Below are 23,017 nucleotides of genomic sequence, written 5' to 3'. Positions count from 1 at the left end.
GCCCCGGCAGAATGGGCGCGACCGTCCGCGCCGCACTTCATCTCACGCACTTCGAGTACCGCTACCTACCCGAATCTTGTTGAGATCACTTCACTTAACCGCTCGCAACCGGTCCTGCCGATGATGCCGGGCATGCCCGAACGGCGAACCCACGACTACCACCGCAACGGCATCACCAGCCTGTTCGCCGCGTTCGACATCGCCGACGGCACCGTCATCAGCGAACTGCACCGCCAGCACCGCGCGATCGAGTTCAAAAAATTCCTGATCACCATCGACAAGACCGTCCCGGCCGACCTCGACGTGCACCTCGTCTGCGACAACTACGGCACCCACAAAACCCCCGCCGTCAGGGCCTGGCTCGCGAAACACCCACGCTTCCACATGCACTTCACCCCGACCGGCTCGTCCTGGATCAACCAGGTCGAACGCTGGTTCGGCTTCCTCACCGACCAGAAGATCCGCCGCGGCACCCACAAGAGCGCCCAAGCACTCGAAGCCGACATCCGCTCCTGGATCGCCACCTGGAACAACGATCCGCGACCGTTCATCTGGACCAAGACCGCAGAAGAGATCCTCGAATCACTCGCCCGATTTTGTAGGCGAATTTCCGGCGCAGGACACTAGTGCACCGCTGGTACCCGCTTTCACCAGTGCTTCGAAGCGCTCGCGGGCGTCCGGGGTGGCCCGCGCCAGCACTGTGTCGAGAGCTGCCTGCATATCGGCACGCAGACGGACCTTGTTGCCTTGGCTGCTCCACTTGGCCACCGTTCGCCGTGCCGCGCCGAGGTGCTCGGCGAAGCCGGTAACGCTCATCCGCAACGCCTGACGCAGCGCGCTCGCTTCTTGGCCGGTCCAGGTCGTCACCGCGGCCATCGCACGTCCTCTCAAAGGGGGACAGTCGGCCGGATGATCGTAACGGCACTTGGCGTGCTTGCAGGTGCACCGCGAGTGCACCGACAGGACATTCCCCTTGCCGCGCTCACCGAGCGAACCTGATTGGGCTGGTCCGCCGCTCTCGGCGAGTAGGCGGCCGGCACGCAATCGCAGCCTCACGCCAGGGAGCTCGGGATGAACGACGCAGTCGCTGGGGGTCTGGAGTTCGCCTTGGTGCTTCGGCCGGTGCCGCCCCAGCCCGCCCAAGCACGCGTGTGGTTGATGCCCCGCCTGCGTACCGCCATAAGGGCTGCGTGTGTGGGTGATTGGCGGTTGCCCCCGGCCGCCGAGGTGCGGCGGTGGGCTCGCCCCTTCCCGGCGAGCTCACCGCTCATCGTCCCGGAAGGGGCATCGGCGTGACGGTGTACGTCTCGCGTAACGTGATGGCCGACCAGTCCCGGCGCCCCGAGCCCGGGCGGGCGTCCTCGCAGTGGCCGGTGCAGCCCGCTGATCCGCCGCTGCTCACCCACGTGTGGCGTCGGCTGTTCGACCAGCAAGCCCGCGAGGGCGGCCGCCGGTGACCGGGCCACGGCGCCGTCTCGCAGCGCACCCGAGCGCGCTTGCCGGGGTGGAGCACCTGCCGATGCGTCCGCTGTGGCTGTGCCGCCGGTGCGGACAGCCATGGCCCTGCGGCGCGGCGAAGCTCGCGCTGTTGGCCGAGTACCAGGACGCGCCGGTGAGCCTGTTCCTCTATCTGGCTGCGTGCCTGCACGAGGCGATCGACGATTTGCACCGGCTCAACCCGAGCGTGACGGGCAGCGCCGCGGACATGTTCCACCGGTTCCTCGGCTGGCCCGCCCGGCACACCCACGCCTACCACGTCACCACTGTGGAAGGCACGCCGGCCGGGGAGCCGTCACCGTGAACGGCATCGTTGTCATCAATGCGACCGGCCATCCGGCGATCACCAGTAGCCTCCACACCCTGGTCGTGCAGACGTTCAGCTTCTAAATCCTGGTTTTGCGTAGCAGCCGGCCAGGCTGGGACTACTGAAACAAGAAGAAGTAACCCGCCGACACGCGGGGGCCAGCCAACGCGTCGGAGATGCAGCCCTTGGTGCCCTTGTCGATTAGGCCACCGGGGCCGGGCGTGGTTTGCCGGCGGACGGTCCACATCCACGTTTCCCGGTCGATGTCCTCGGCGCCGACGCCGAAAACCTCGCCGATCCGCGCGGCCGTGCACGCGGCGAATATCGTCACGTCGCATCGGAATGTGGCCGAGGGCCGGCACCATCCGCTTACGCCAACCAGCGAGGTGCGGGTCTAACGTCTTCCGCTCCAGGTCGCGCAGCGCCAGCGTCCTCACGCTCTCGCCGTACTCGGCCAGTCGCGTTGTCGCGGCCGCCGGGTCGGCGTCTTCATGCGCCGAGCTGACCATTGCGTCGATCCACGCTTGCGCCTCTTCCGGTGTCGCCATCGATGTTGACTTGGACGGGCGGCGCTTGGTCGTCGGGTCGACCCACCGAACCCGCGCCCGGTAGGGACGTTCCCGGCCGGCTCGCACTTCCATATCGGAGGCAAGCGGTACGCCGATCGGTGGCTGCGGGTGTGTCGGGCGACGGTCGGCCCGCAGCGTTGACTACAGGGCCGCGCAATGAGGCGCGCGGTGGCTGTCTGCTCGGTGCAGCCGTCAAGAGACCGCCCCGATTCATGGGGGGCCATCGAGAAAAGAGGCGGCCCTCTATTGTGAGGCTCCTGAATGAATGAGGTGGCCCCCCGAAAAACATCGATGGGGGCATGAGGGTGGCCCCTTTGATGACTTTCGATGAAAAGACATCGAGCAATCTCCATGTTCAGCTACCCCTTGAAAAGTATCGATGTTCGTGTCCGCCGTGCTCGTCGCCCTCCACTTCGAACACGACCGCACCGCACCACCTGCTCACGCAGCGCCACGAACCGTTACTCCGAAAGGTTCATTGACAAGCTGGGAAACGCCTGAAAGGGTCTCGCGTACAACGAAATTCATCCGATGTATTTTGGGTCTGACCATTCGGGGAGATCACGGTGATGCGGAAGAAACCCCTTGCACTGACACTTGGCATGTCACTGCTCCTGTCCATGGGTGTGGCGTCTAACGCGTCCGCGACCAGCTTCGGCGAGGAGCCCTTCCAGCCGAGCGCCACCTACGATCTGTCGGTGACCGACGCCGAGCGCGACGCGATCCACGCGGAAGTCGAGGCGTTGGCTGGACGCGTCAACAGCGCGCGGGCGGGGGACGGCACCTACGACCCGCTCAGTCTGATCGGGGCGATGCTGGACGGGTCGAGCTACGACTCCATCTCCCGAGGCGGCACGGCCGCGACGGCGTACCCCTTCCCGGTCAGCAACACCGAAACCAACCAGAACGAGTACGACCGCAAGGTCGCCAAGCTCGCCTGGGTGGTCAAGCTGGCCACCGACCTGGGTTTCCCGGTGGTCGTCCAACGCCAGCCCGACAAGTACGTCTACGCAGAGATCGGTGACCCGGACGCCCCGGAGATGGTCATGGCGTTGAGCCACCTCGACTCGCCGACGGCTTCCGTTTCGCCGGCCCAGCTGGCGCGCTGGCGGGACGCCGATGGCAACCTCGGCACTCCTGGTGCGTACCACTCGCCCTATGTCCAGGACGGCTGGGTCTACGGGGCGGGCCTGCAGGACGACAGCGGCCCGACGCTGGCGACGCTGCTCGCGGCCAAGGCGCTGCTCGAGGCGGGGTTGCCCCTCGACCGACGCATCCGCATCGTCATGGGAATCTACGAAGACGGCGGTCCCGGCACGCCCTCGACGACGAACACCGCCACCTTCCAGTCCATCCCGTACAACTCGAACCCGAGCTTCTACGACAACTGGGCCTACAAGAACCTCAACCGGGAGGAGACCCCGATCGCGGGCTACACCTCCGACTCGCGGTTCCCGGTCATCGTCGGCAACTCCGGATCGGTGACCCCGTCGGTGTCGATGAGCTTGTCCGCAGACAGCACCAAGGCCTTCCGGCTGACGAATGCCACAGCCGGTGTCACCCAGCGCGAAGGCGACCCGACGCTCAAGGACATCGCCTACGGCAGCACCACGCAGATCGCCTCGCGGGCCACCTTCACCCTTGACGTGGCGGGGGCCGGCTCCGCCGAGCGCGACCGATTCGTGTCGGCGATCACCGCTGCCGCGACCACGAAGGGTTGGCTCCCGGCTGCTCCCCGCACCACGCCCAAGGTGCAGACCACGATCACCGGCGACTCGCTCACGCTGGAGATCAACACCGATGTGGCGATGGAGATGCCGACCCCGCAGTACGGCAAGAATGCCATCGTGTGGGGAATGTTCCTCCTCTCCAAGGGACTCGGCGCATTGGGAACCACGGCCGCCGACATGCAATTGAAGAAAGCCGCCGACGGCATCGCCGACCTGTTCTTCCGCGACGGTGTCGAAGGCGAAGCCTATATCGGCAAGTACATGGGCATCCCGGCGAGCCTGTTGCGCAACCCGAGCAACGGCACGCCGAACCTGACCTTTGCCCTCATGGGAGGCATCAATTCAGAGACCCCGACGAGCTTTTACACGGACGCCTCCGGCAGCCTCAGCATGCCGATGTATGTGCGCAGCATGCACGTCACCGCGGCTGACTCCGGCCAGGCAACGGCGGCGGTTACGGCCGCCTTCCAGGCGAAGGGGTTCACCATCGGCAACCTCGGCTCGCCCGTCGGCGCCGGGTTGTACGTCACTCACGACAACCCGCTGACGGCTCTTCAGTTCGGGAGCTACCAAGCCTCGATCGACCGCAACCCGGGTGAGTTCGCGGATCCATATTCCCTCAGGGACGTGGTCTATCCGCAGGGCACGACCGGTGGCACCCTGGCCAGCAGCTTCCGCAATAAGATGACCGCCTTCGGCGCCGTCATCCCGGGTAACGAGCGCTGGTGGCACACGGCCAACGAGCGGATGAAGGTCGACTCGGCAGTGCAGATGACCAAGATCATGGCCGATGGCATGCTGGAGATGGCCCGTTACTCCGGGCCCGCCGGTGCCAAGTTCATGTCGGCAAGCATCCCGGGGCTGAACGCCGACCGGGCGGACCTCGACCTGCTCGACGTCACGATCGGAACCTACAAGGACGCGTCGGCCGCTGTCGGCACGAGCCAGTTGGGCACCCAGGCCCTGCTCGGCGCCACCTCGTTCAACATCCCGATGTGGAACGGGCGCGGCAACTCGGCCCCGACGGCGTCGGCTTTCGCACTGGGGCACGCCCCGGGAGGGGTCTACTTGCCCCTGACCGATACCGAGTACCTGAACAACACGTACGTCGCGCCGATGCGTCTGGAGTTCAAGGTGGAGCGCCCCGACCACATGTCGGACGCGGCTTGGGCGAAGTTCGTCGCCGGCGGCTACGGCGACTTCCAGTTCAACATTCTCGTCGGCGACGCGGTCGTGCCGCTGGCCGTTCCTGCGGGGCAGAGTGCGGACAAGTACTTCTCCTCGCGCATCTCGGCCAACAACCCCGACGCCATCTACCTGTCGGTCAACCTTGCGATCACCGATGCCCCGTACACCGGGGTGCAGGGCATCCTCGCGGATTCCAAGACGGACCTGTACACGGTCAATCCGACGTACTTGGCTTCAAACCCTGATCCGTTCCCCGGTCGCGGGGCCATCGAACAACGGGGCTTTTTCACCTTCGGTGATGGGCAGAAGAACGCGGAGTTCTCTTCGCCCGACGCGGTCTACGTGACAGTCGCCAACGCGGTCATCGATGCAAAGCCGTCGGCGGTGGTGAAGAAGTTGAAGGGCAACAAGAACGAGTTGACCGTCACGGTGAAGCAGACCCACATCGACGGCAGCGAGTCTCCTGTGACGGCCACGTTCACCATCGACAACAACGCTGCTGGCACTTACACCGTCGGCGATTACAAGGTATACGTCGAAACCAAGGGCAACACCCAGGTGCGGTCGATCTCCCTCGTGTGACGCGTGTGAACCGGACGTTCTGCACCGCGCACGAGAGGGCATGCGCGGTGCAGGGCCTCGGCAAAGTCGTGAGGGTGCCCGGCCTGATGTGGTTGGTGTAGACGCGCCCGTGCTGGTGGTAGCAGAGCGGGCATGACCGCTTCAGATGATCATCGAGGTTCCTACGCCTTATTGATCGTCCGAAGTGAGTCATGCCCGCGCTGCCATCATCGCTGATCTCGTCCTTGTCCGACGCACCGGCTGTCACCGTGCCCGAAGCCGCCGCCGGGCTGCCTGCGGCGTTGGCGGGTCTGCCGGATCCCCGCGCCCGCCGCGGGGTACGGCACCGCCTGACGGTCGTCGTCACTGCTGCCGTGTGTGCCGTGGTGGCCGGCTACCGCTCGTACGCCGCGATCGCCGAATGGATCGCTGACGTGCCGGCCGCGACCGCTCTCGCATTGGGCATCACCCCGGACCGGCGCCCGTCCGAGGCGATGATCCGCCGGTTGTTGCAGGCTCTGGACCCGGATCTGCTCACCGCCGCCATCAGCAGCTGGCTCTCCATCAGGACCGTGGCGACAGCGGCCCAGCGGCGGGCGATCGCCGTGGACGGTAAGACGCTACGCGGCTCCCGCACCACCAACCTTGCGGCCCGGCACGTCCTCGCCGCCTGCGACCAGGCCACCGGAGTGGTCCTGGCCAGCACCGACGTGGACGGCAAGACCAACGAAATCACCCGCTTCGCACCGCTGCTCGACCAACTAGCGACCTCTGCGACACCGTGATCACCGTCGACGCGCTGCACTGCCAACGCGACCACGTCGCCTACCCGGCCGAACGGCGCCCACTGGATCCTGACCGTCAAAAAGGCAACCAACCCAGCCTGCACGCCCAACTCGCCGGCCTGCCCTGGCGGGCAGTCCCTGACGCCACCCGCGACACCGGCCGCGGCCACGGCCGCCGCGAGATCCGCACCTGCAAGATCCTGACGATCTCCACCGGGATCGAGTTCCCGCACGCCGCCCAGGCCCTGCGGATCCGTTGTCGAACTGGGCCAGCACGGCGAGGTGTTGCCGCAGCTGGACAATCGGCATGCGGGCCCGCCAGTCGTCGTCGAGCGAGGTCAGGTCCGCTTAGACCTCGAACATCCGTCGCGCCTCCGGCGGGGGCGAGGTGGACCACACATGAGCGAGGTCGACCTCGGCCCACATCTACGACACGGCCGGGTCGATCAGCGCGGGCTGCCCGTCCGGAGTGGCCAGGATGTTCTGTGCCCACAGGTCGCCGTGCGTCAGGCACGCCGGCCGGTCCGGCAGCGGGCCATGGTGGTCTCCGTAGCGGGGTGGCCAACGAAACGTTCCTACCACGGCCGAGGTCACGTGGCGAGGTGCCGGCCGGTACCGGCGAGGTGCTCGTCGCGCGCACGCGGATGGAGCAGCGCTGGGCGATGCCGGCTATTCGCTCGTGGAACACGACGAGGGGGGTGGTCCGGTGCCAGGCGATCTCCAGCACGACCTGCGGGCGCGCGGTGTTGAGAATGCGGAGACCGCCTTCCCCGCTCCCGGCCGGTAAGGGGTGGGCCCGCCGCCTGACCACCCTCTCTCACCTCCCATCGGAGTGAGCCGGCGGGATCGGCGAGTGGTTCCCATCGCTGCGCCCGGACGTGCGCGTACGCCTCGACCTGCAACACGTTCGTCCACCGGTCGTCCTTGACGAACCGGTCGAGCACCATCGGCCTCTTCACCATGCGGGCGTAGGACACCGCTGATCGAGGGATTCTCCTTCTCGGTCGGGACTCCATGCAGGCCAGATCCTCCCGCAAGCCCCAAGGATTGGCGGCTTGGCGGGAGCTTCCGGCGGGCTGGTGGGGGAGATGCGTCTGGATTCCCGCCGCCTCGCCGAGCGCCGGCGGAACTCCAGGGAGACTCTGTCCTTGTCAACCGTTGACCGTCATTCAAACCAAGTGTTAACTGTTAACAGTTTTCGGGAGGTCAAGTGCTGAACGTCAGTCCCATCAGTGTGGAGTCGCTCGGGGAGAGGCTTGCCAGCGAGCTGCGCCGCCGCATCATCATGGGCGAGCTAGCCGCAGGCACGCGTCTCGTCGAGGAGGAGTTGGCTGAGTCGTTCCGGGTCAGCCGGGGCCCGGTCAGGGACGCCATCAAGATCCTGCGCGCGGAGGGACTGGTCGCCGGCACCGGCCGGAACGTCGCCACCCGCTCGCTCACCGCGGCTGACATCGACGAGCTGATGGCGCTCCGAGAGTCCTTCGAGCTGCTTGCGGTTGAGCGTGCCATCGCCGCCAGGCGAGATGACCTCGCCCGCGATCTGGAAGCGGCACTCGCCGACATGGATGCGGCAGTCGCCAACCGCAGTTCGACCGACTTCACGGCGGCGGACATCCGCTTCCACAGCGCCTTCTTCCACGCCGCCGGTCTGACCCGACTCGGCGTCCTGTGGAACCAGTTCCGTCCCACGATCGAGGGCCTGCTGTACGCCTCCGGTAAGCGCATGGACGACCTCGCACCGTCGGCGCGGGAACACCGCGACCTCGCCGGGCTGATCGCCGCGGGCAAGGTCGCCGAAGTCAAGGTCGAGCTGCACCGTCACCTGCAGACGACCTGTTCGCGGCTGCAGTCCGCGGTACCCCCACCACCCCTGCAGAAAGAGACCGACTGATGAGATCAAGAAGGATCGCGATAGCCGCCCTGGCCGTCGCCGCAAGTCTCGCAGTGACCTCGTGCGCCAACCGTGGCGGCGGGGGAGAGGCGTCGTCCGCCAACTACCCCGAGAAGGACCTCACCCTGGTGGTCCACGCCGGTGCGGGAGGCGGGTCGGACCTGACCGCCCGGACGCTCGCCAAGGAGTTGGAGTCCGACCTCGGGAAGTCGATCGTGGTGGAGAACCGCGCGGGCGGCGGTGGCCGTGTCGGCCTCACCTACCTCAAGGACCGGCCGGCGGACGGCTACAGCATCGGTTTCATCCCGGTCGAGGTGGCGATGCTCGGGCACCAGGGCGCCGACATCAAGCCCGACCAGTACACCATCCTCGGCCAGGTCATGAACGCGCCCGCGACCCTTTCGGTCCCGGCGGAGAGCCCCTACAAAACGTTCGCGGAGTTCCTGGGCGCGGCCAAGGCCGCCCCCGAGACGATCACCGTCTCGAACTCCGGAGCCGGCGCGATCTGGGAGGCAGCGACCCTCGCCCTCGGGGAGGCGGCCGGGGTGACTTTCAAGCCCGTTCCGTACGACGGCGGCGCACCGGCCGTGGCGGCCGGCGTGTCCGGCGAGGTCAAGGCCGTCATGGCGGGTGTGAGCGAGTCCGGCGCGGCAGCCAAGGACGGCCGGCTGCGGGTCCTCGCCGTGATGGCCCCCGAGCGTGTTTCCTCCCTGCCCGACGTCCCGACCGCGAAGGAACTCGGCGTCGACCTGGTCATGGGTGGTTGGGGCCTCATGGGCGCCCCCGCGAACCTGCCGTCCGAGGTCAAGCAGCGGCTCGCCGACGCCGTGCACAAGGCGGCGTCCTCGGTGACCTTCACCGACGTCATGACCAAGGCGGGCAACACCGCCATGGCCACCTCGCCCGACGAAGCCACCGCGTTCGCCCAATCGGAATTTCAGCGCTTCGGCGAGATCTACCAGAAATGAGCGCGTCTCACCCGACCCCCGAGGGTGACCACAGTGCTGCCTCGCCGTGGCGCGAGGCAGCACTGGGAGCGGCCTTCCTGACGCTGGGCGTCGTGATCCTGGTCCTCGCCCGCTCGATCGAGCTGCCCGACCGCGCGCTCGCGGTTAGTCCCCGCATCTGGCCCGAGACGTTGGGCATCGGGATCATCGGCATGTCGGCCCTGCAGATCGTCACCGCGTTCATCTCCACGCCGAAGCGTGACGACGCCGAGCCGGCCACGCGAGTCGGCGTGCTGCGGGTTGCCGGCTTCGTCCTGGCCACCCTCGCCTTCGGCGCGCTCTGGTACTACATCCACTTCCTGGTGTCCGGGATGGTCTTCGTGGCCGCGCTGACGCGGATCGCGGGCGGCCGCGGCATCAAGGAACTGATTCTATTTCCCGCCGGTATCACGGTGGTGCTCTACGTCCTGTTCGCGCTCCTCCTGAGAGTCCCGGTATGAACGCTCTCCTCGAAGGTTTCGGCGCCCTCTTCACCCTCCAGATCGCACTGTGCATCCTCGCCGGTGCCGCCATCGGCATGCTCGTCGGCGCCTTTCCCGGCATCAGCGCCACCATGGCGGTCGCCCTGGCCAGCGCCTTCACCCTGACCATGGAGCCGCTGCCCGGACTGGCGGTTCTCCTGACCATCCTCGTCGCCGCGCAGTTCGGCGACCGTATCCCGGCGATCCTCATCAACACCCCCGGTACGCCCGCCTCCATCGCGACCACGTTCGACGGCTACGCGCTCGCCCGCCAGGGCAAGGCCGGCCTCGCGCTCACCGCGTCGGCGTACGCCTCCGCGATCGGCGGCCTGGTGGGCATCGCGGTCTTGATGGCCGCGGCCGTCCCGCTCAGCAACCTGGCGCTCGAGTTCGGATCGCCGGAGATGTTCGCTCTCGTGGTCTTCGGGCTGACCATGATGATCGAGGTCTCGGGCGGCAAGATCGTCAAAGGTCTCATCGCGGGCATGTTCGGCCTCGCCCTCGGCGCCATCGGCCGCGATCCCCTGGACGGCTCCGACCGCTTCACCTTCGGCATCCCGCAACTCGTGGAGGGCATTCCCTTCATCGCGGTCATCATCGGCCTGTTCGGCATCACCGAGGTGTTCAGCCAGATGGTCGAACGCGGGCACGCCCAGCAGGAGGCGGTGCGCAGCTTCGGCCGCTGGTGGCCGAACAAGGCCGAGAACCGTGCCATGATCAAGCCCGTCGCCGTGGGCTCGGCCGTCGGCACCGTCGTCGGCATCCTGCCGGCGGCGGGCGGCGACATCGGCGGCATCGTCGCATGGGACCAGGCGCGGCGGGTCTCCAAGGAACCCGAACTCTTCGGCAAGGGTTCACTGGAAGGGCTGACCGCGGCGGACTCGTCGTCGAACGCCGGCGTGGGCGGATCCGTCCTGACCACGCTCGCCCTCGGCGTGCCAGGGGACTCCGTGATGGCCGTCATGCTCGGCTCGATGATCATCTGGGGCATCCAGCCCGGTCCCAGCCTCTTTTCGCAGCACCCGGACCTGGTGTACTCGATTTCGGGTATCCTGATCTTCGCGACGCTGCTGACCCTGGGCCTCAGCCTTCTTCGGATGCGCGGAGTAGCCAAGCTGCTCGAGCTACCCACCCGTTTCCTGTGGGTCGTCGTGGTGACCTTCTGCATCGTCGGCACGTACGCGGTCAACAACAGCGTCTTCGACGTCGGCCTCATGCTCCTCTTCGGCGTCATCGGCCTGCTGTTCCGTAGGTTCGGTATTCCCGCCGGACCGATCGTGCTCGGCCTGATCCTCGGCCCCTTGGCCGAGCGCAACTTCCGTCGCTCCATGGAGCTCGGCGGTCTCGAGACGATCTACACCAGTCCGATCGCCGTCTTCCTCATCGTCGCCGCGGTCCTGGCCATCGCCGTGCCCCGTATCCGCTCCGGGATGAAGGCCCGTAACCGCCCGTCCCCGCCGGGTACGCCGGAACCGCGACAGGCGGCCGGAGTCGGCAGTTGATGGAGAAGCACTTCGTGGTGCGGGACGTGCCCGGCCAGTGTCACGGCAGCACGCTCTGCCAGATGACCGGCTCCTTCGTGGTCGCCTGGTTCCAGGGCGACCACGAAGGAGCGGCGAACTCGCAGATCTGGCTCAGCACCGGGGCCGGCGGCGACTGGGCCCCACCCCGCGTCGTCAGCGGCGACTTGACGCCGTGCTGGAACCCGGTCTTCCATCGACAGGAATCCGGCGCGCTGCGCCTCTTCTTCAAGGTGGGGAAGACCATCTCGGCGTGGCGGACGTTCCACACCACCTCGGTGGACGCCGGCCGGACGTGGTCGGTGCCGCACCCGCTCCGGCCCAACGCGCCGGGCGGACGCGGACCGGTACGCACGCCACCCGTTCGCCTGCCGTCCGGCCGGCTGCTCGCCGGCGCATCCACCGAGACGTGGGCAGCGGGGCCCCGGTGGGACTCCTTCGTCGAGATCAGCGACGACGACGGCCGGTCGTGGCGCCGTACTGATGACATCGTTATCGACCGCGACACGTTCTCGGGCGCTGGGACCATCCAACCCGCACTGTGGCAGACCTCCACGGGGCAGATCCGCCTCCTCGCCCGGAGCACGGCCGGCCGTCTCGTCTTCTCCTTCAGTGACGACGACGGTGAGACATGGTCGGCCGGAGTGCTGAGCAGCATCGCCAACAACAACTCCGGCATCAGCATCTGCACCGTCGACGACGCGGTGTACCTGGCGCACAACCCGACCAGTGGCGACTGGGCGTCGCGTGCGCCGCTGCTGATCTCGCGGTCGACCGACGACGGTGCCACCTGGGAGCCCTGGGCAACCCTTGAGGAATCGCGGGGCGGCGCCGGTGACGAGGCCTACCAGCCGGCCGACTCGGGCGTCGTCACCACCGGTGCCAACGAATTCTCCTACCCGTGCCTCGTCCGGACCCGCGACGGACTCGCCGTCACCTACACCTGGCAGCGCCGCGGGATCGCGCTCGCCCTTCTCACCCCTTCGAACCGGAGCAACTCATGAGCGCCTACCCCGACGCCAAGCTGATCACCGCCGTGCCGACCCTCTTCGACCAGGACGGTGCCCTCGACCTCGGCGCGACCAAGGCGGCCTACGCACAACTGGCCGAGGCGCCCCTGGACGGCATCTTCGTCGCCGGAACGACGGGTGAGTTCACCACTCTCAGCGATGACGAGCGCCTAGCCGTCTGCGCCGCCGCCGGTGACGCCTTCGGTCTCGACCGGACCTACTGGCACGTCGGTGCGGCGTCCCGGTACCAGGCGGCCAGCCTCACCCGGGCCGCGGTGGACCGCGGCGCCCACCGCCTCGCGGCGCTGACACCGCACTACTACGCCGCCACCGAGTCGGCCCTGCTGTCCTATTACGAGACCCTGGTCGCGCGGGCCGCCGGCATCCCCGTCTACGGGTACCTTTTCGAGGCCCGGACGACCACGTCGGTGACGCCCACCCTGCTCGCCCGGCTGGTCGACACGGGCCTCGCCGGAGTGAAGATCAGCGGTGCGGGCGGCGCCGTCGTCGGTCGGTACCTCGCCGCGCTCGACGGCCGGCCGATCCCGGTCTACTCCGGTGCCGACGCGGAGTTCGCCGAGGTGGTCAACCTGGGCGCGGCAGGCGTGGTCTCCGGCGTCAGCTCCGCGCTGCCGGCACCCTTCCTCGAGGTACGAAACGCCCTGCGCGCCGGCGATGCGGCGGCGCTGGCGGTCGCGCGCGAGCGCGCGCGCCGGGCCGTCGCCGCCACCGGGCAGGGCAACCTCGCCCACCTGAAAGCGGTCCTCGAACTGCGCGGCATCCCCGCCAGCGGGCTGCGCGCCCCGCTCGACCGCATCCCCCCGGAGGAACGCCGCACGCTCGAGGCCGACATCGCCGACCTCCTCTGACCCCACCCGCCCTTCCAACGAGTCGCCCCTGACAACTACCGCCTTCCCGTCCTGGCCGAGGAGCCCAGCGCCGAACCCAGCGCCGAACCCAGCGCCGAACCCAGCGCCGAACCCAGCGCCGAACCCAGCGCCGAACCCAGCGCCGAACCCGGCGTCGTCCACACCGTCGTCAGCGGTGACCTCCGGGTCAGCGCGAACGTCACCTGCTGGCCAATGCAGCAGCAGTTCGAAGCCGACCTGGAGAAGGCTGTCGCCTCGCTGGGCTGGTGCACGAGGCGCGCCCACCCGGGGTCGACGGCGAAGCCGGGCACGGATTCATCGTCAGCCAGCAACAGGGCATTCGAGGTATTCCGGACGGTCCCGCCGGAGGCGCCGGGTTTCCTCGCGGAGGCGGTGTGGCTGTACAGCCACCACGTCCTGGCCGGGCTGCGTCGCATCGCGGCCCGATCTTCGTCGTGGCGAACTGGAGCGGCCAGTTCCCCGGCCTGGTCGGCCTGGTCGGCCTCACGGCCAGCCTGACCAAGGCGGGTGTTCCTCACTCCATCCTCTGAAGTGAGGACTTCACCGACGAATGGGCGCTGCGGGGTCTGCGGACCTGGCTGGAGACGGGAACGCTCACCCACGACTAGAGCCACGTCCGGGACCGGCCCGCGCTGCCGGCCGCCCCGGAGGTGGAATTGGGCCGAGCCGTCGCCGCCCAGTTCAGGCGGGAGAAGGTGATCATCTGCGTCTTCGACGAGGGCTGCATGGGCATGTACAACGCCATCATCGACGACGAGCTGCTCAACCCCCTGGGCATCTACAAGGAGCGGCTCTCGCACAGCGCGCTGGTCGCGGAGATGGCCCGGGTCGGCGACGACGAGGCGCAGGCCGTGCATGACGGGCTGTACGCCGCCGGGGTGACCTTCCACACCGGCACCGAGGAGGCGACTGAACTCACCGACGCGCAGTTGCTGAGCCAGTTCCGCATGTACATCGCGGCACTGCGGATCTCGGACGACTTCGGCCTGGACGCCGTGGGAATCCAGTACCAGCAGGGCCTAAAGGACACTGTGCCGGCCGGCGACCTCGCCGAGGGCCTGCTCAACAACGCCGAGCGTCCACCGCTGCTCGGCCGCGACGGCAAGCGGGAGCCGTACGCTGGCGCGCCGCTGCCGCACTTCAACGAGGTCGACGAGGGGACGGCCGTCGACTCGCTTGTCACCAACCACATCCGGACAGCGATGGGACTCGATCCGGCCACGACCCTGCACGACGTCCCGTGGCGTGCGGAGTCCGACGGCCAGCCGCCGATGTACTTCCCCCTCGGCGGCGAAACGCTCAGCGGGGTGTCGAAGCCCGGCGAGATCGTGCGGTCGCGGGTCTTCATCATGGCCGGCGCGCTGCACGTCGACCTCGGCCGCGGCACGGCGCTCGAACTGGCGACGGACGCAAATCACCTCAACGGCGCCTACGTCGACGGTCCGGACGACGCGGACCGGTCCCTGCTTGCCAAGGCCGCCACGTTCGAGGCCCTCAGGGTGATGGTCCACATCTGCGGAGAAGTCCGCCTCGGACGAGCTGAACCGTCCGGCGGCGGCGTCGCCACGACCGACGCCGCCGCCGGGCCCTGGCCAGGATCCTGACCACCACTGAACGAGCCGCAGGGGTGGATGCGCCGCGGTGCGGGGGAGATGCGGCGACCGGGTGCGCGCCGTGCGGAATCGAGGCCGTTGACATCGAGGCGAGCCGCTGGCAACCTACTGTTAACAGTAGACAGTTAACGGAGCGGATATTCGTCTCCGTTGTGGAGCGAACGCCCGCACGGATTGGCGGGCAGTGAGCCAGGCCGCGGGCTCTGCCCGCACCGTCGGTGACCTGCCGCCGATGTCCGAGCTGCGAGACCGGTTTGCAACCGGTAGCCGGTCTCGACCGCAGGGTGGCCCGACGCGGAACTGATCACGCGGATTTGGGGGAGGGCTTTGCACCCGAGTTGGCGCAGGGGACGGGCACGAACACGGGCACGGGCGCCACCTGGATGGTCATGGACTGCCCACCGCCCGTACCACCAAATTGGACCAGAGGAGAGATCGTGTTCGTACACCTGACCACGCTGCGCCGAGTGCTGGTTCCCGGCCTCGCCGCCGTGCTGGCGCTACCGGTAGCCGGAGTCGCCCGCGCCGCGGAACCGCCCGGACACAGCGACGCTTTTCGTGCCTACGCCTGCCGCCAGGACATCCACCCGCAAGACCCGGACTACCCCGGCGTCCACGTCGCGTCCATCGAGAAGGCACCCAACGGTGACCTCCTCTACTCGTTCTACGCCGGCACCCGTGAGGGCGCCGACGACGTGGCCACCTACCTGAGCCGACTCCCGGTCGGATCCAAAACCTGGACCGAACCGAGGGTGATCTTCGACGAGCCCGGCCAGCCAGACGGAAACGCCGTGCTGTGGGCCGATGACGACACCACCTACCTGTTCTTCTCCACGATTCGTGGGGGTGGCTGGACAGAAGCCGACCTCCGCCTCATCCGCTCAACTGACAACGGCCGCACATGGAGCGCGCCGGAACAGATCCGCGAGGAGTGGGGCTGGCTCTTCGGCACCCAACCGTTCCGCATGTCCAACGGAGAAGTCCTCGTCCCCATCTACAGCGAAACGCGATGGGCGTCCGGCTGGTACATCCCCAGCGACAACTACTCCACCTGGGTGCCGCACCCGTCCGACAACGACGCGGAATGGCCCACCTCGCCGAAGGGGGCGATCCAGCCGGCCACCGTCGAACTCGAACCTGGGCACCTGCTGGCCTACCTCCGCACCCGCGACCAGGCCATCTACAAGACCGAGTCGTTCGACTACGGCCGCACCTGGACCGCGGCCGAGTCGACGGGACTGCCGAACAACAACGCCCGGGTGGCCCTGATCAAGCTCGCCGACGGCAACCTCGTGCTGGCGCACAACCCGATCACCTCGGGTAGGAACGTCCTGCGGCTCTCCCTCTCCACCGACCAGGGCAAGACCTGGACGAGCCACGTCGACGTCGAGTCCGAGCCCGGTGCCGAGTTCTCATACCCCTATCTGATGCAGACCGGCGACGGCATGATCCACCTCGCCTACACGCACCGACGTGAGTCCATGCGACACCTCGTCTTCAACGAGGAGTTCGTGCGCGCCGGCGCTGACCTGCCCTCCAACCCGCTGCCCGTCCCCGTCGAGCTCCGGAACGGGAAACTGAAGCAGCCTTCCGCCTGCCACTACTCCCCACGCTGACCGCTGCGAGTACGGACGCCACGACACGATCGTGGCGTCCGTGCCGCCAGGTTCAAGACGAGGCCCAAACTGACGCGAGACCACCATTCGCGGCTGGTCCAAGAAGACCCGGCTGCCCAGATCCCGGCCCCGAAAAGCCCTGATCGGCGCGCTGCCGTGCCGCCTCGACGGTCGATGTACCTGGTGACCGCCTCCGGTGAACAATTCGGCGTCGGCCTGGCGGCCACCATGGGCGAGATCAGTCAGGCGCTCTCCCCGGACGGGCGGTGGTTCGCCCAGCGCCGAGACGGGCAGTGGTGGATCCGCGACCTCACCGGGGTCACCGAGAGGGCCGTCCCGCCCGGGTACGAGTTGCGGCAGTGGTCGACCGACGGACGGGCGTTGCTGCTCGGGCAACCCTGCGGCGCCGGCGAGGCGTACGCAGCGTTCACCCTGCCCGGCGGAGAGCTGCGCCCACTCGCGTTACGCGGGACGCCAGGCCGCCGGATGCTGGCATTCCTGCACGGGCGTGAACTGGCCACCGCGGAGTTCAACGTCGGCCCGAAAGCCCGGCCGCGCCGCCAGCTCACCATCGCAATTCAGGCGTCGACGGCCGCACCGCCCGCTCGGTGTCGCTGGCCACCACCCAACAGGTGGGCTCCGGCGACGTCCGCAACGCGCTCGCCCCGCTCGTGCGCGGCGGCAGCGAGTCGCCGGCGGTGTGGACTCTTGTCGGCCGGCGGGAGGAGGGTCCCGACCGGCAAGCCGGAGGGGGCGCTGACGGTGCCCCCGATGACGTTGGTCGGGGTCGATCTGCGGTCCGGCCGACCGGCCGGCCGGACCGACCTCGTGGTGCCCCGGGGCGGCGAGGGTGAAAATCCCTCGGTCCCGTCGGCGTCGAGGTCCTCCCGCGACGCTGGATCGGGGACGGCCGTGAGCTGGTCGCCGCCGACCCGGCCACCGGCCGGCGTCGGGTGCCGACCTCGCTGCCCGACCGTGCGCGGATGATCGTTCCCGGCGGCTAAAGAGGCCGGGGCCTAGACGCAGCTAGGCCGCTACGTCAGCAAGAAACAAGCTCTGTCGTTCAGGCGCTTGGCGTGTTGGTGGGACGGTGCAGCGCTGTTTTGGGCTGGGCGAAGGCGAGCCGCAGGGTGTGTGCGGTGAGTCGGATGCCCCACCAGGTGAGGGCGGCGAGGTAGCCGACGATGAGGGCACTGGTGGTGTCGATGGTGAATACGAGGGCGTAGCCGATGGCGAGGCCGGGTGCGGTGATGGCGCGGATCGTGCGGCTGCGGCTCATCGTTAGGGCGGTGGCTATGCCGACGAGGGCTGCGCCGATGCTGCCGGCGATGCCGGCGATGTTGTTCGTGGAGATGGGTGTCGTGAGGGTGAGTGCGGCGCGCATGAGGTAGATGCCCGCGGTGGCGGTGATCGCGTGGGTGATTGCGGGGCGGGTCATGGCGAGCCAGGCGGGCAGGTCGTCGGCGGAAATTCGGGGTGCGGTGGCCGCGATGAGGGCGGCGCAGGCAGCCAGCGGTACGGCGGCGCCGAGGGTCCATTTCAGGTAGGGGGTGTAGTCGAATCTGACGGCGGTGCCGGTGGCGAGGCCGTAGAGCGCGGCGGTGATGGCGCCGCCGACGGCGGCCGTCAGGTATCCCCGTCGGATGAGACTGCCTGTTGTGGGCTCGGGTGTTGCGGCGGGTGTTCTGGCGAGCCAGGTGGTGGGTGGCAGGTGCGCCACGGCGAATGCGGTGAGCATGACGAGTGCGCCGGCGGCGCCGATTTGCGGTAGCGAGGTGCGAACGCCGACGACCCAGGTGCTGTAGGTGGAGACGTAGGCGGTGAGTACGGCTTGCAGGAGCAGGGCCAGGGAACAGGCACCGAGGAGCAGGGCGCCGGTGAGGTCGCCGACACGTAGGCGGACGCGGGGTAGCCGTGCGGCGACTGCCGAGCCGGGTTGGTGGGTGGTGGTGAGCGAGAGGGCCCCATCAGCGAGGGCGTGGGTGTGGTCGATGAGGGTGGGGGTGATGCCGGCGGCTGCAGTGAGTCGGTCGGCCATCGCGGGCACACCGAGGGCTGGCCTGAGAACGACGTCCGCGAGGTGCGTTTTGTCGACGTCGGCCGCGTCGAGGAGTCCGTCGACTGCGTCGGGTATCTGGTCGAGGAGGGGCTGTGCGGCGACCGTGACGTCATCGCGAGTGATGACGGCGGGTTGGCGGGGTGCGGGCAGCAGGATCGGCGCTTGGTCTTGGGTCGCGAGCAGACCCCTGGCGGTCCGGACAGATTCCAGGAGGGCACGTCCGGCGTCTGCGTCGTCGTTACCGGGCGCAGTCGTCACCGCTCGGAGCGGGTCGCTGTCGGCGGTTGCCGTCTGGACGACGCGTTGGGCGATGAGGTGGTCGAGGCTTTGGACGAGATTGATCTGCTGTGTCGCGAGTTCGCGGTAGCCGTCGGCGACGGTCTGTAGGACGGTGAGGGTCGCCGGTTCGCGGTCTGCCTGACATACGAGCAGGCAGGAGCTTTCCGGCACGGTGAGGCCGAGCGTCGTGGCGTAGGCGGCGAGGGCGGCGGGTGCGGTGACCAGGGCGGGAGGTGGAAATCCCGCACGGGTTGCTGCCTCGCTGATGTGTCCGCAGCGGCGTGGTCCCCAGCTCGGCGGAACGGTCACGGTGAGCGCGGTGATCGGCCCGTTGACGTGGATGGCAGCGTGATGGGTGACGTGCCGCAGCACGGCGGCGAGCAGATCCACCGGGTCGGGTTGCGCCTCATCGGCGGCGTTGGTGGGCCGGCCGAGCAGGTCCGTTGGGTTATCGACGAACCGATGGTCTACCGGCAAAGACATCGCGGCCATGGTGTCGAGACCGACGTAGATCTCCCCGGCGGGGCCGATGGCGACGCCCGGCGGCATGGCGAGGCGACCGTCGATGAGGATGGGGATCTTCAGGCCGTGGCGGCTGACAGTGGCCGCGATGGCCGACGAACTCAGGTCGATCGACAACACGGTGCCTCCGCTTGGCATGAGGGGCAGTCTCGCCCGTGAGGGCGACCGGGTGTCAACCGTGATCCGCTGAACGTGACTCGTTGTGCGCGGATGGTGAGAATCCTTCTCGGCGGGATAGTCGAAACACTCACCCTGGTGTATTTGGAAGATCGGGGATCAACCACAGGGGGACAGGTGCCGCAGACGCGCCGGGGCAAAGGCGACAGGCTAGCCGAGTACGGTGCACGAGCCACCGTCCGCTTTCCACACGAATCGCTGCCGCGCCGCGCGAGGCCCTCACTAGGAGGGGCTGTTCGCGGCGTCATCGGCGCCGGCCTCTTCCTGGTCACCGTTCCGGCGCTGCTGTGGGCCGCGGGTGGGAACCCGCTGCACCGGCTGCCAGCCTGGTCGCAAATCCCGGAGTGGTTCGAACGCTCCAGCGGACGGTTCACCCCGGACTTCCTCATTGGGGCGGCGTTCTGGGCGATGTGGCTGCTGTGGGGCGTGTTCACACTGCTCCTGCTGGCCGAGATCCTCGCCGCGGTGACACGGTGGCGTATCCCCATACTGCGGCTGCCGGCCCCGCTGCACCGGCTCGTGTTCGGTCTGGCCGGCACGGCCGCGCTCGCCGTCGCCCCCGCCGGCTCCCTCGACGCGGCGGCGCATCCGGATCGACCGTCTACACCCGTCGCCGCGACCGAGCGCGCCGACGTTCCCCGGCAAGCCGCAGCCCGTGGGCCCGCCATCATCCACGTCGCCGACCAGCGCTACCTCTACATGGTCGAGCGACACGACACCTTGTCCAAGGTCGCAAAGGAGTGGCTCGGCGACGCGGGTCGGTGGCCGGAGGTCTGCCGCCTCAACAAGCACCGCCACTTTCCTGTCGGCGGTGTCCTGCGTGACTGCGACCTCATCTACCCCGGCTGGGAGCTCCGCCTACCTGCCGACGCCCGCCCACCACAAGCCGCCACACCAGCCACGCCCCCCACGCCCCGGTCGGGCCGGCCCGCGACACCACCCGCATCGCCGAGCGCCGCCCCGGACCCGTCCGATCCCGCCGTGCCGCCACCCGCGCCCCAGCCACCGGCCGCCACTCCCACCACCACGCGGTCCGCAGCCCCAAGCAAGTCCGTTCCACCGCCAGCGCCGTCCGGGGTCGCCAACCCCGCCACGCCGCCGCCCGTCACCAACAGTCCTACACCGGCCACAAACGACCAGGCTGTGCATCTGTCGGACTCAGGATGGCTGCCCTGGTCGCTCGCCGCCGCCATCAGCGCCGCCGCCGCGATGGTTTGGCTTCAACGCCGCCGTCGATACACCGGCGAGCCTGACGATGACCCGCCCACCGAACTGCCCCCAACCGTGGTCCAGGTCCGCCGCGCCGTCGCCGCCCGCAACCCCGAGCCTACGAATGCGAACAGCGACGACGGCCCAACGCCCGACCTCACATCACTGCCGACCGGCGGAACCGGAATCGTCGGCGACGGCGCACACGCTGCCGCCCGCGCCGCCCTCGTCGCCGTGCTCGCCTCCGGCGGCCCGCACCACCCCGACGCCCGCGGCGAGGTCGTCATCGACGCCGCCACCATGACCACGCTGCTCGGCCCCGACGCGGCGACCCTCAGCGCATGGCCGCGCCTACACGTGACCCACAACATCAACGACTCGCTCACCGTCATCGAGTCCCGGCTGCTGCACCGCAGCCGCATCCTCGATGAGCACGCCCTGACCGACTTGGACGAGCTGCGGCGAACAGCGCCCGACGAGGAAGCGCTACCGCCAGTCATGCTCATCACCGAGACCCCACCCGCCAGTGCCCGCATGCGCGCCAAGGTTGCCCTCGCATTAGGTGAGGGTCTGCACGTGTCCGCGCTGCTGCTCGGCGAATGGGCCCACGGTCCCACCGTCGAGGTCTCCCCGGACGGAGACACCACGCTCATATCCGGGCAGTCCGCCGAACCGCTGCCGCCGCGACTTCCGGTGCTCGCGCCGGCCGTCGCCGTCCAGATCCTGGCCACGCTCCGCGAGGCGCAGACCGGCGAACCGCCCGCCATCACCTCACCGGCCGTACCGGTCACGATCGTGCCCCTGCACGTCAGCCGCACGCCCACCGCCACGGACCCGCCTACCCCGACCGCCGTCAAGCCCACCGCCGACACCCTGTCGGGAAGGGCGCGGCTGCGCGTGCTCGGCACACCCCGCATCGAAGGCATCACCGCCGAAGGCCGGCCGCTCCGAGCCAAAGCCCTGGAACTGGCGGTCTACCTCGCCGTCCACCCAGACGGAGCCGGCACCCGCGACATCGGCGAGTACCTCGAGCCCGACGCCCGTATCAGCCAAGCCGACCAGCGCGTACACACCAACGCCTCGAACCTGCGGCACGTCCTCGGCCGCGCCGGCACCGCCGAGACAAAGAACGGCTACGTCATCAAGTCCGCCGGACGATACCTGCTCGACCCCGCCACCGTGGACGTCGACGTGTGGACCCTCCGAGACCTGATGCGCAGCGCCACCATCGCCACCGAGCCGCGCCGCCGCGAACTCCTCACCGCCGCCTGCGACCTCTACACCGCACCCCTCGCGGACGGCCAGGACTACGAGTGGCTCCAGCCCCACCGCGAGACGGTCCGCCGGTGGGGCACCGAAGCCCACCTCCTGCTGGCCGACGACCTTCTCGACACCAATCCGGAGGCCGCATCCGACCTGCTCGACAAGGCCATCGGACTCGATCGCTACAACGAAGCCCTCTACATCAAGGCGATGCACGCCCGACACGCCCTCGGCGACGCCGACGGCATCCGAACCCTGCTGCGCGCCCTGACCAAAGCCCTCGCCGACCTCGACGCCGAACCGCAGGAAGACACCACCGCGCTCGCCACACAGCTGCGTAACAGCCTGGACGAAATCTGACCGTATACCGCCAGGCCGCCCCGCGCACGTTTCGACGCCGTCCGCCTGGTCCGTTCGCTGCACCTCGTACGGCCTGCGCATCGGCCCGCCCCCGTAAACCGTCGAAACCGCCACCGCGCTGGCCGCCGCCCGCCTGCTGTCGGGCCGGACCAGCTCGATACTGGCCGCCTTCGCGCGGCAGGCAGCCGGAATGATTGTGCTCGTCCTCATTGGCCTGGGTGTCATGCGACTGCCGCCGCGATCGACCTCCGCTGCATCGGTCGCCTCGCGGCCGGAGCCGTCCTGGCGCTCGGATCGTTCCTGGTTGCCGGCGCTGCGCTCGTCCTGGCATTTCCTGACCAGCACCCCGAAGAGGCGGCGACGGAACCGCACGTGACCCTTGATGACAGGAGACAGCGTCCCCCAGCATCCGCTCACTGCGCAGACTCTTCCTGTCGGCGGTCTCGTCGGGCACCGTGTCTGGTGCCGGCGATCTCGGGTCGTCGGCGCACCTGGTCCCCACC

The 23,017-nt window shown here is 68.7% G+C and carries 17 protein-coding genes and 3 pseudogenes; 16 read left to right on the top strand and 4 right to left on the bottom strand.

The window, feature by feature from the left end; all coding sequences use genetic code 11:
* A partial coding sequence (locus tag ACFYPS_RS35345; RefSeq protein WP_387330624.1) for an IS630 family transposase occupies nt 1-627 on the top strand: 627 nt, incomplete at its 5' end.
* On the opposite strand, the pseudogene ACFYPS_RS35340 reads toward ACFYPS_RS35345, so the two are convergent.
* Nucleotides 628-876 (bottom strand): annotated as a pseudogene (locus ACFYPS_RS35340) (hypothetical protein); the annotation flags it as partial. It lies immediately after the preceding gene.
* Nucleotides 877-1,292: 416 nt separating this feature from the next.
* Between ACFYPS_RS35340 and amcA the strand changes: the two are divergent.
* Both amcA and ACFYPS_RS35330 read left to right on the top strand, forming a co-directional pair.
* Nucleotides 1,293-1,457 carry a multiple cyclophane-containing RiPP AmcA gene (amcA, locus tag ACFYPS_RS35335; protein WP_387330622.1) on the top strand — a complete coding sequence of 55 codons (165 nt, stop codon included), beginning with the start codon at nt 1,293-1,295 and terminating at the stop codon, nt 1,455-1,457.
* Nucleotides 1,454-1,801 carry a hypothetical protein gene (locus ACFYPS_RS35330; protein WP_387330619.1) on the top strand — a complete coding sequence of 116 codons (348 nt, stop codon included), beginning with the start codon at nt 1,454-1,456 and terminating at the stop codon, nt 1,799-1,801. The genes amcA and ACFYPS_RS35330 overlap by 4 nt, the downstream gene beginning before the upstream one ends.
* Nucleotides 1,802-1,985: 184 nt before the next feature.
* On the opposite strand, the pseudogene ACFYPS_RS35325 reads toward ACFYPS_RS35330, so the two are convergent.
* Nucleotides 1,986-2,445: pseudogene (locus ACFYPS_RS35325) on the bottom strand (site-specific integrase); the annotation flags it as partial.
* A gap of 530 nt (nt 2,446-2,975) precedes the next feature.
* On the opposite strand from ACFYPS_RS35325, the gene ACFYPS_RS35320 reads away from it, so the two are divergent.
* The gene (locus tag ACFYPS_RS35320; protein ID WP_387330616.1) at nt 2,976-5,873 is read left to right on the top strand and encodes a M20/M25/M40 family metallo-hydrolase; all 2,898 of its coding nucleotides are present in this window, start codon (nt 2,976-2,978) and stop codon (nt 5,871-5,873) included.
* 224 nt (nt 5,874-6,097) lie between these two features.
* The gene (locus ACFYPS_RS35315; RefSeq protein ID WP_387330613.1) at nt 6,098-6,637 is read left to right on the top strand and encodes an ISAs1 family transposase; all 540 of its coding nucleotides are present in this window, start codon (nt 6,098-6,100) and stop codon (nt 6,635-6,637) included.
* A gap of 426 nt (nt 6,638-7,063) precedes the next feature.
* Here ACFYPS_RS35315 and ACFYPS_RS35310 read toward each other — a convergent pair whose 3' ends face one another.
* Nucleotides 7,064-7,219, bottom strand: a complete 156-nt coding sequence (locus tag ACFYPS_RS35310; RefSeq protein ID WP_387330610.1) for a fructosamine kinase family protein — start codon at nt 7,217-7,219, stop codon at nt 7,064-7,066.
* A gap of 652 nt (nt 7,220-7,871) precedes the next feature.
* Between ACFYPS_RS35310 and ACFYPS_RS35305 the strand changes: the two genes are divergently transcribed.
* The 10 genes and pseudogenes from ACFYPS_RS35305 to ACFYPS_RS35260 all read left to right on the top strand — a co-directional run bounded on the left by ACFYPS_RS35305 (nt 7,872) and on the right by ACFYPS_RS35260 (nt 17,632).
* Nucleotides 7,872-8,528, top strand: a complete 657-nt coding sequence (locus tag ACFYPS_RS35305) for a GntR family transcriptional regulator (RefSeq protein WP_387330607.1) — start codon at nt 7,872-7,874, stop codon at nt 8,526-8,528.
* The gene (locus ACFYPS_RS35300) at nt 8,528-9,496 is read left to right on the top strand and encodes a tripartite tricarboxylate transporter substrate binding protein (RefSeq protein ID WP_387330605.1); all 969 of its coding nucleotides are present in this window, start codon (nt 8,528-8,530) and stop codon (nt 9,494-9,496) included. The genes ACFYPS_RS35305 and ACFYPS_RS35300 overlap by 1 nt, the downstream gene beginning before the upstream one ends.
* Nucleotides 9,493-9,975, top strand: a complete 483-nt coding sequence (locus tag ACFYPS_RS35295; protein WP_387330602.1) for a tripartite tricarboxylate transporter TctB family protein — start codon at nt 9,493-9,495, stop codon at nt 9,973-9,975. Before ACFYPS_RS35300 ends, ACFYPS_RS35295 begins: the two co-directional genes overlap by 4 nt.
* Complete coding sequence (locus tag ACFYPS_RS35290; RefSeq protein WP_387330599.1) at nt 9,972-11,498, top strand: tripartite tricarboxylate transporter permease; 1,527 nt, start codon at nt 9,972-9,974, stop codon at nt 11,496-11,498. The genes ACFYPS_RS35295 and ACFYPS_RS35290 overlap by 4 nt, the downstream gene beginning before the upstream one ends.
* Nucleotides 11,498-12,520 carry an exo-alpha-sialidase gene (locus ACFYPS_RS35285; RefSeq protein WP_387330596.1) on the top strand — a complete coding sequence of 341 codons (1,023 nt, stop codon included), beginning with the start codon at nt 11,498-11,500 and terminating at the stop codon, nt 12,518-12,520. The genes ACFYPS_RS35290 and ACFYPS_RS35285 overlap by 1 nt, the downstream gene beginning before the upstream one ends.
* A complete protein-coding gene (locus ACFYPS_RS35280; protein WP_387330593.1) occupies nt 12,517-13,395 on the top strand; it encodes a dihydrodipicolinate synthase family protein in 879 nt (292 codons plus the stop codon). Before ACFYPS_RS35285 ends, ACFYPS_RS35280 begins: the two co-directional genes overlap by 4 nt.
* A gap of 51 nt (nt 13,396-13,446) precedes the next feature.
* A pseudogene (locus ACFYPS_RS35275) lies at nt 13,447-13,503 on the top strand (hypothetical protein); the annotation flags it as partial.
* A gap of 569 nt (nt 13,504-14,072) precedes the next feature.
* Nucleotides 14,073-15,020, top strand: coding sequence for a hypothetical protein (locus ACFYPS_RS35270; protein ID WP_387330591.1), 948 nt, complete (start codon nt 14,073-14,075; stop codon nt 15,018-15,020).
* A gap of 446 nt (nt 15,021-15,466) precedes the next feature.
* Nucleotides 15,467-16,645 (top strand): exo-alpha-sialidase, encoded by a 1,179-nt coding sequence (locus ACFYPS_RS35265; RefSeq protein ID WP_387330588.1) that lies wholly within the window; start codon nt 15,467-15,469, stop codon nt 16,643-16,645.
* A 183-nt stretch (nt 16,646-16,828) separates the two neighbouring features.
* On the top strand, nt 16,829-17,632 hold the full coding sequence (locus ACFYPS_RS35260) for a hypothetical protein (protein ID WP_387330585.1): 804 nt from the start codon (nt 16,829-16,831) through the stop codon (nt 17,630-17,632).
* Nucleotides 17,633-17,708: 76 nt separating this feature from the next.
* On the opposite strand, the gene ACFYPS_RS35255 is transcribed toward ACFYPS_RS35260, so the two are convergent.
* Nucleotides 17,709-19,625, bottom strand: a complete 1,917-nt coding sequence (locus tag ACFYPS_RS35255; protein ID WP_387330582.1) for a hypothetical protein — start codon at nt 19,623-19,625, stop codon at nt 17,709-17,711.
* Between the two features lie 174 nt (nt 19,626-19,799).
* On the opposite strand from ACFYPS_RS35255, the gene ACFYPS_RS35250 reads away from it, so the two are divergent.
* Entirely contained in the window at nt 19,800-22,514 is a 2,715-nt protein-coding gene (locus ACFYPS_RS35250) for a transcriptional regulator (RefSeq protein ID WP_387330579.1), read from the top strand.
* The last annotated feature ends 503 nt before the right edge of the window (nt 22,515-23,017 follow it).

The organism is Micromonospora sp. NPDC005087 (assembly GCF_042872965.1).
Taxonomy (GTDB): Bacteria; Actinomycetota; Actinomycetes; order Mycobacteriales; family Micromonosporaceae; genus Micromonospora.
This window is presented reverse-complemented; position numbering and strand designations above follow the sequence as displayed.

Excerpts from the sequence above, each read along its gene's own strand:
- ACFYPS_RS35320 (WP_387330616.1), top strand. The coding sequence starts at position 2,976 with ATGTCACTGCTCCTGTCCATGGGTGTGGCGTCTAACGCGTCCGCGACC.
- ACFYPS_RS35300 (WP_387330605.1), top strand. The coding sequence starts at position 8,528 with ATGAGATCAAGAAGGATCGCGATAGCCGCCCTGGCCGTCGCCGCAAGT.
- ACFYPS_RS35295 (WP_387330602.1), top strand. The coding sequence starts at position 9,493 with ATGAGCGCGTCTCACCCGACCCCCGAGGGTGACCACAGTGCTGCCTCG.
- ACFYPS_RS35290 (WP_387330599.1), top strand. The coding sequence starts at position 9,972 with ATGAACGCTCTCCTCGAAGGTTTCGGCGCCCTCTTCACCCTCCAGATC.
- ACFYPS_RS35285 (WP_387330596.1), top strand. The coding sequence starts at position 11,498 with ATGGAGAAGCACTTCGTGGTGCGGGACGTGCCCGGCCAGTGTCACGGC.
- ACFYPS_RS35280 (WP_387330593.1), top strand. The coding sequence starts at position 12,517 with ATGAGCGCCTACCCCGACGCCAAGCTGATCACCGCCGTGCCGACCCTC.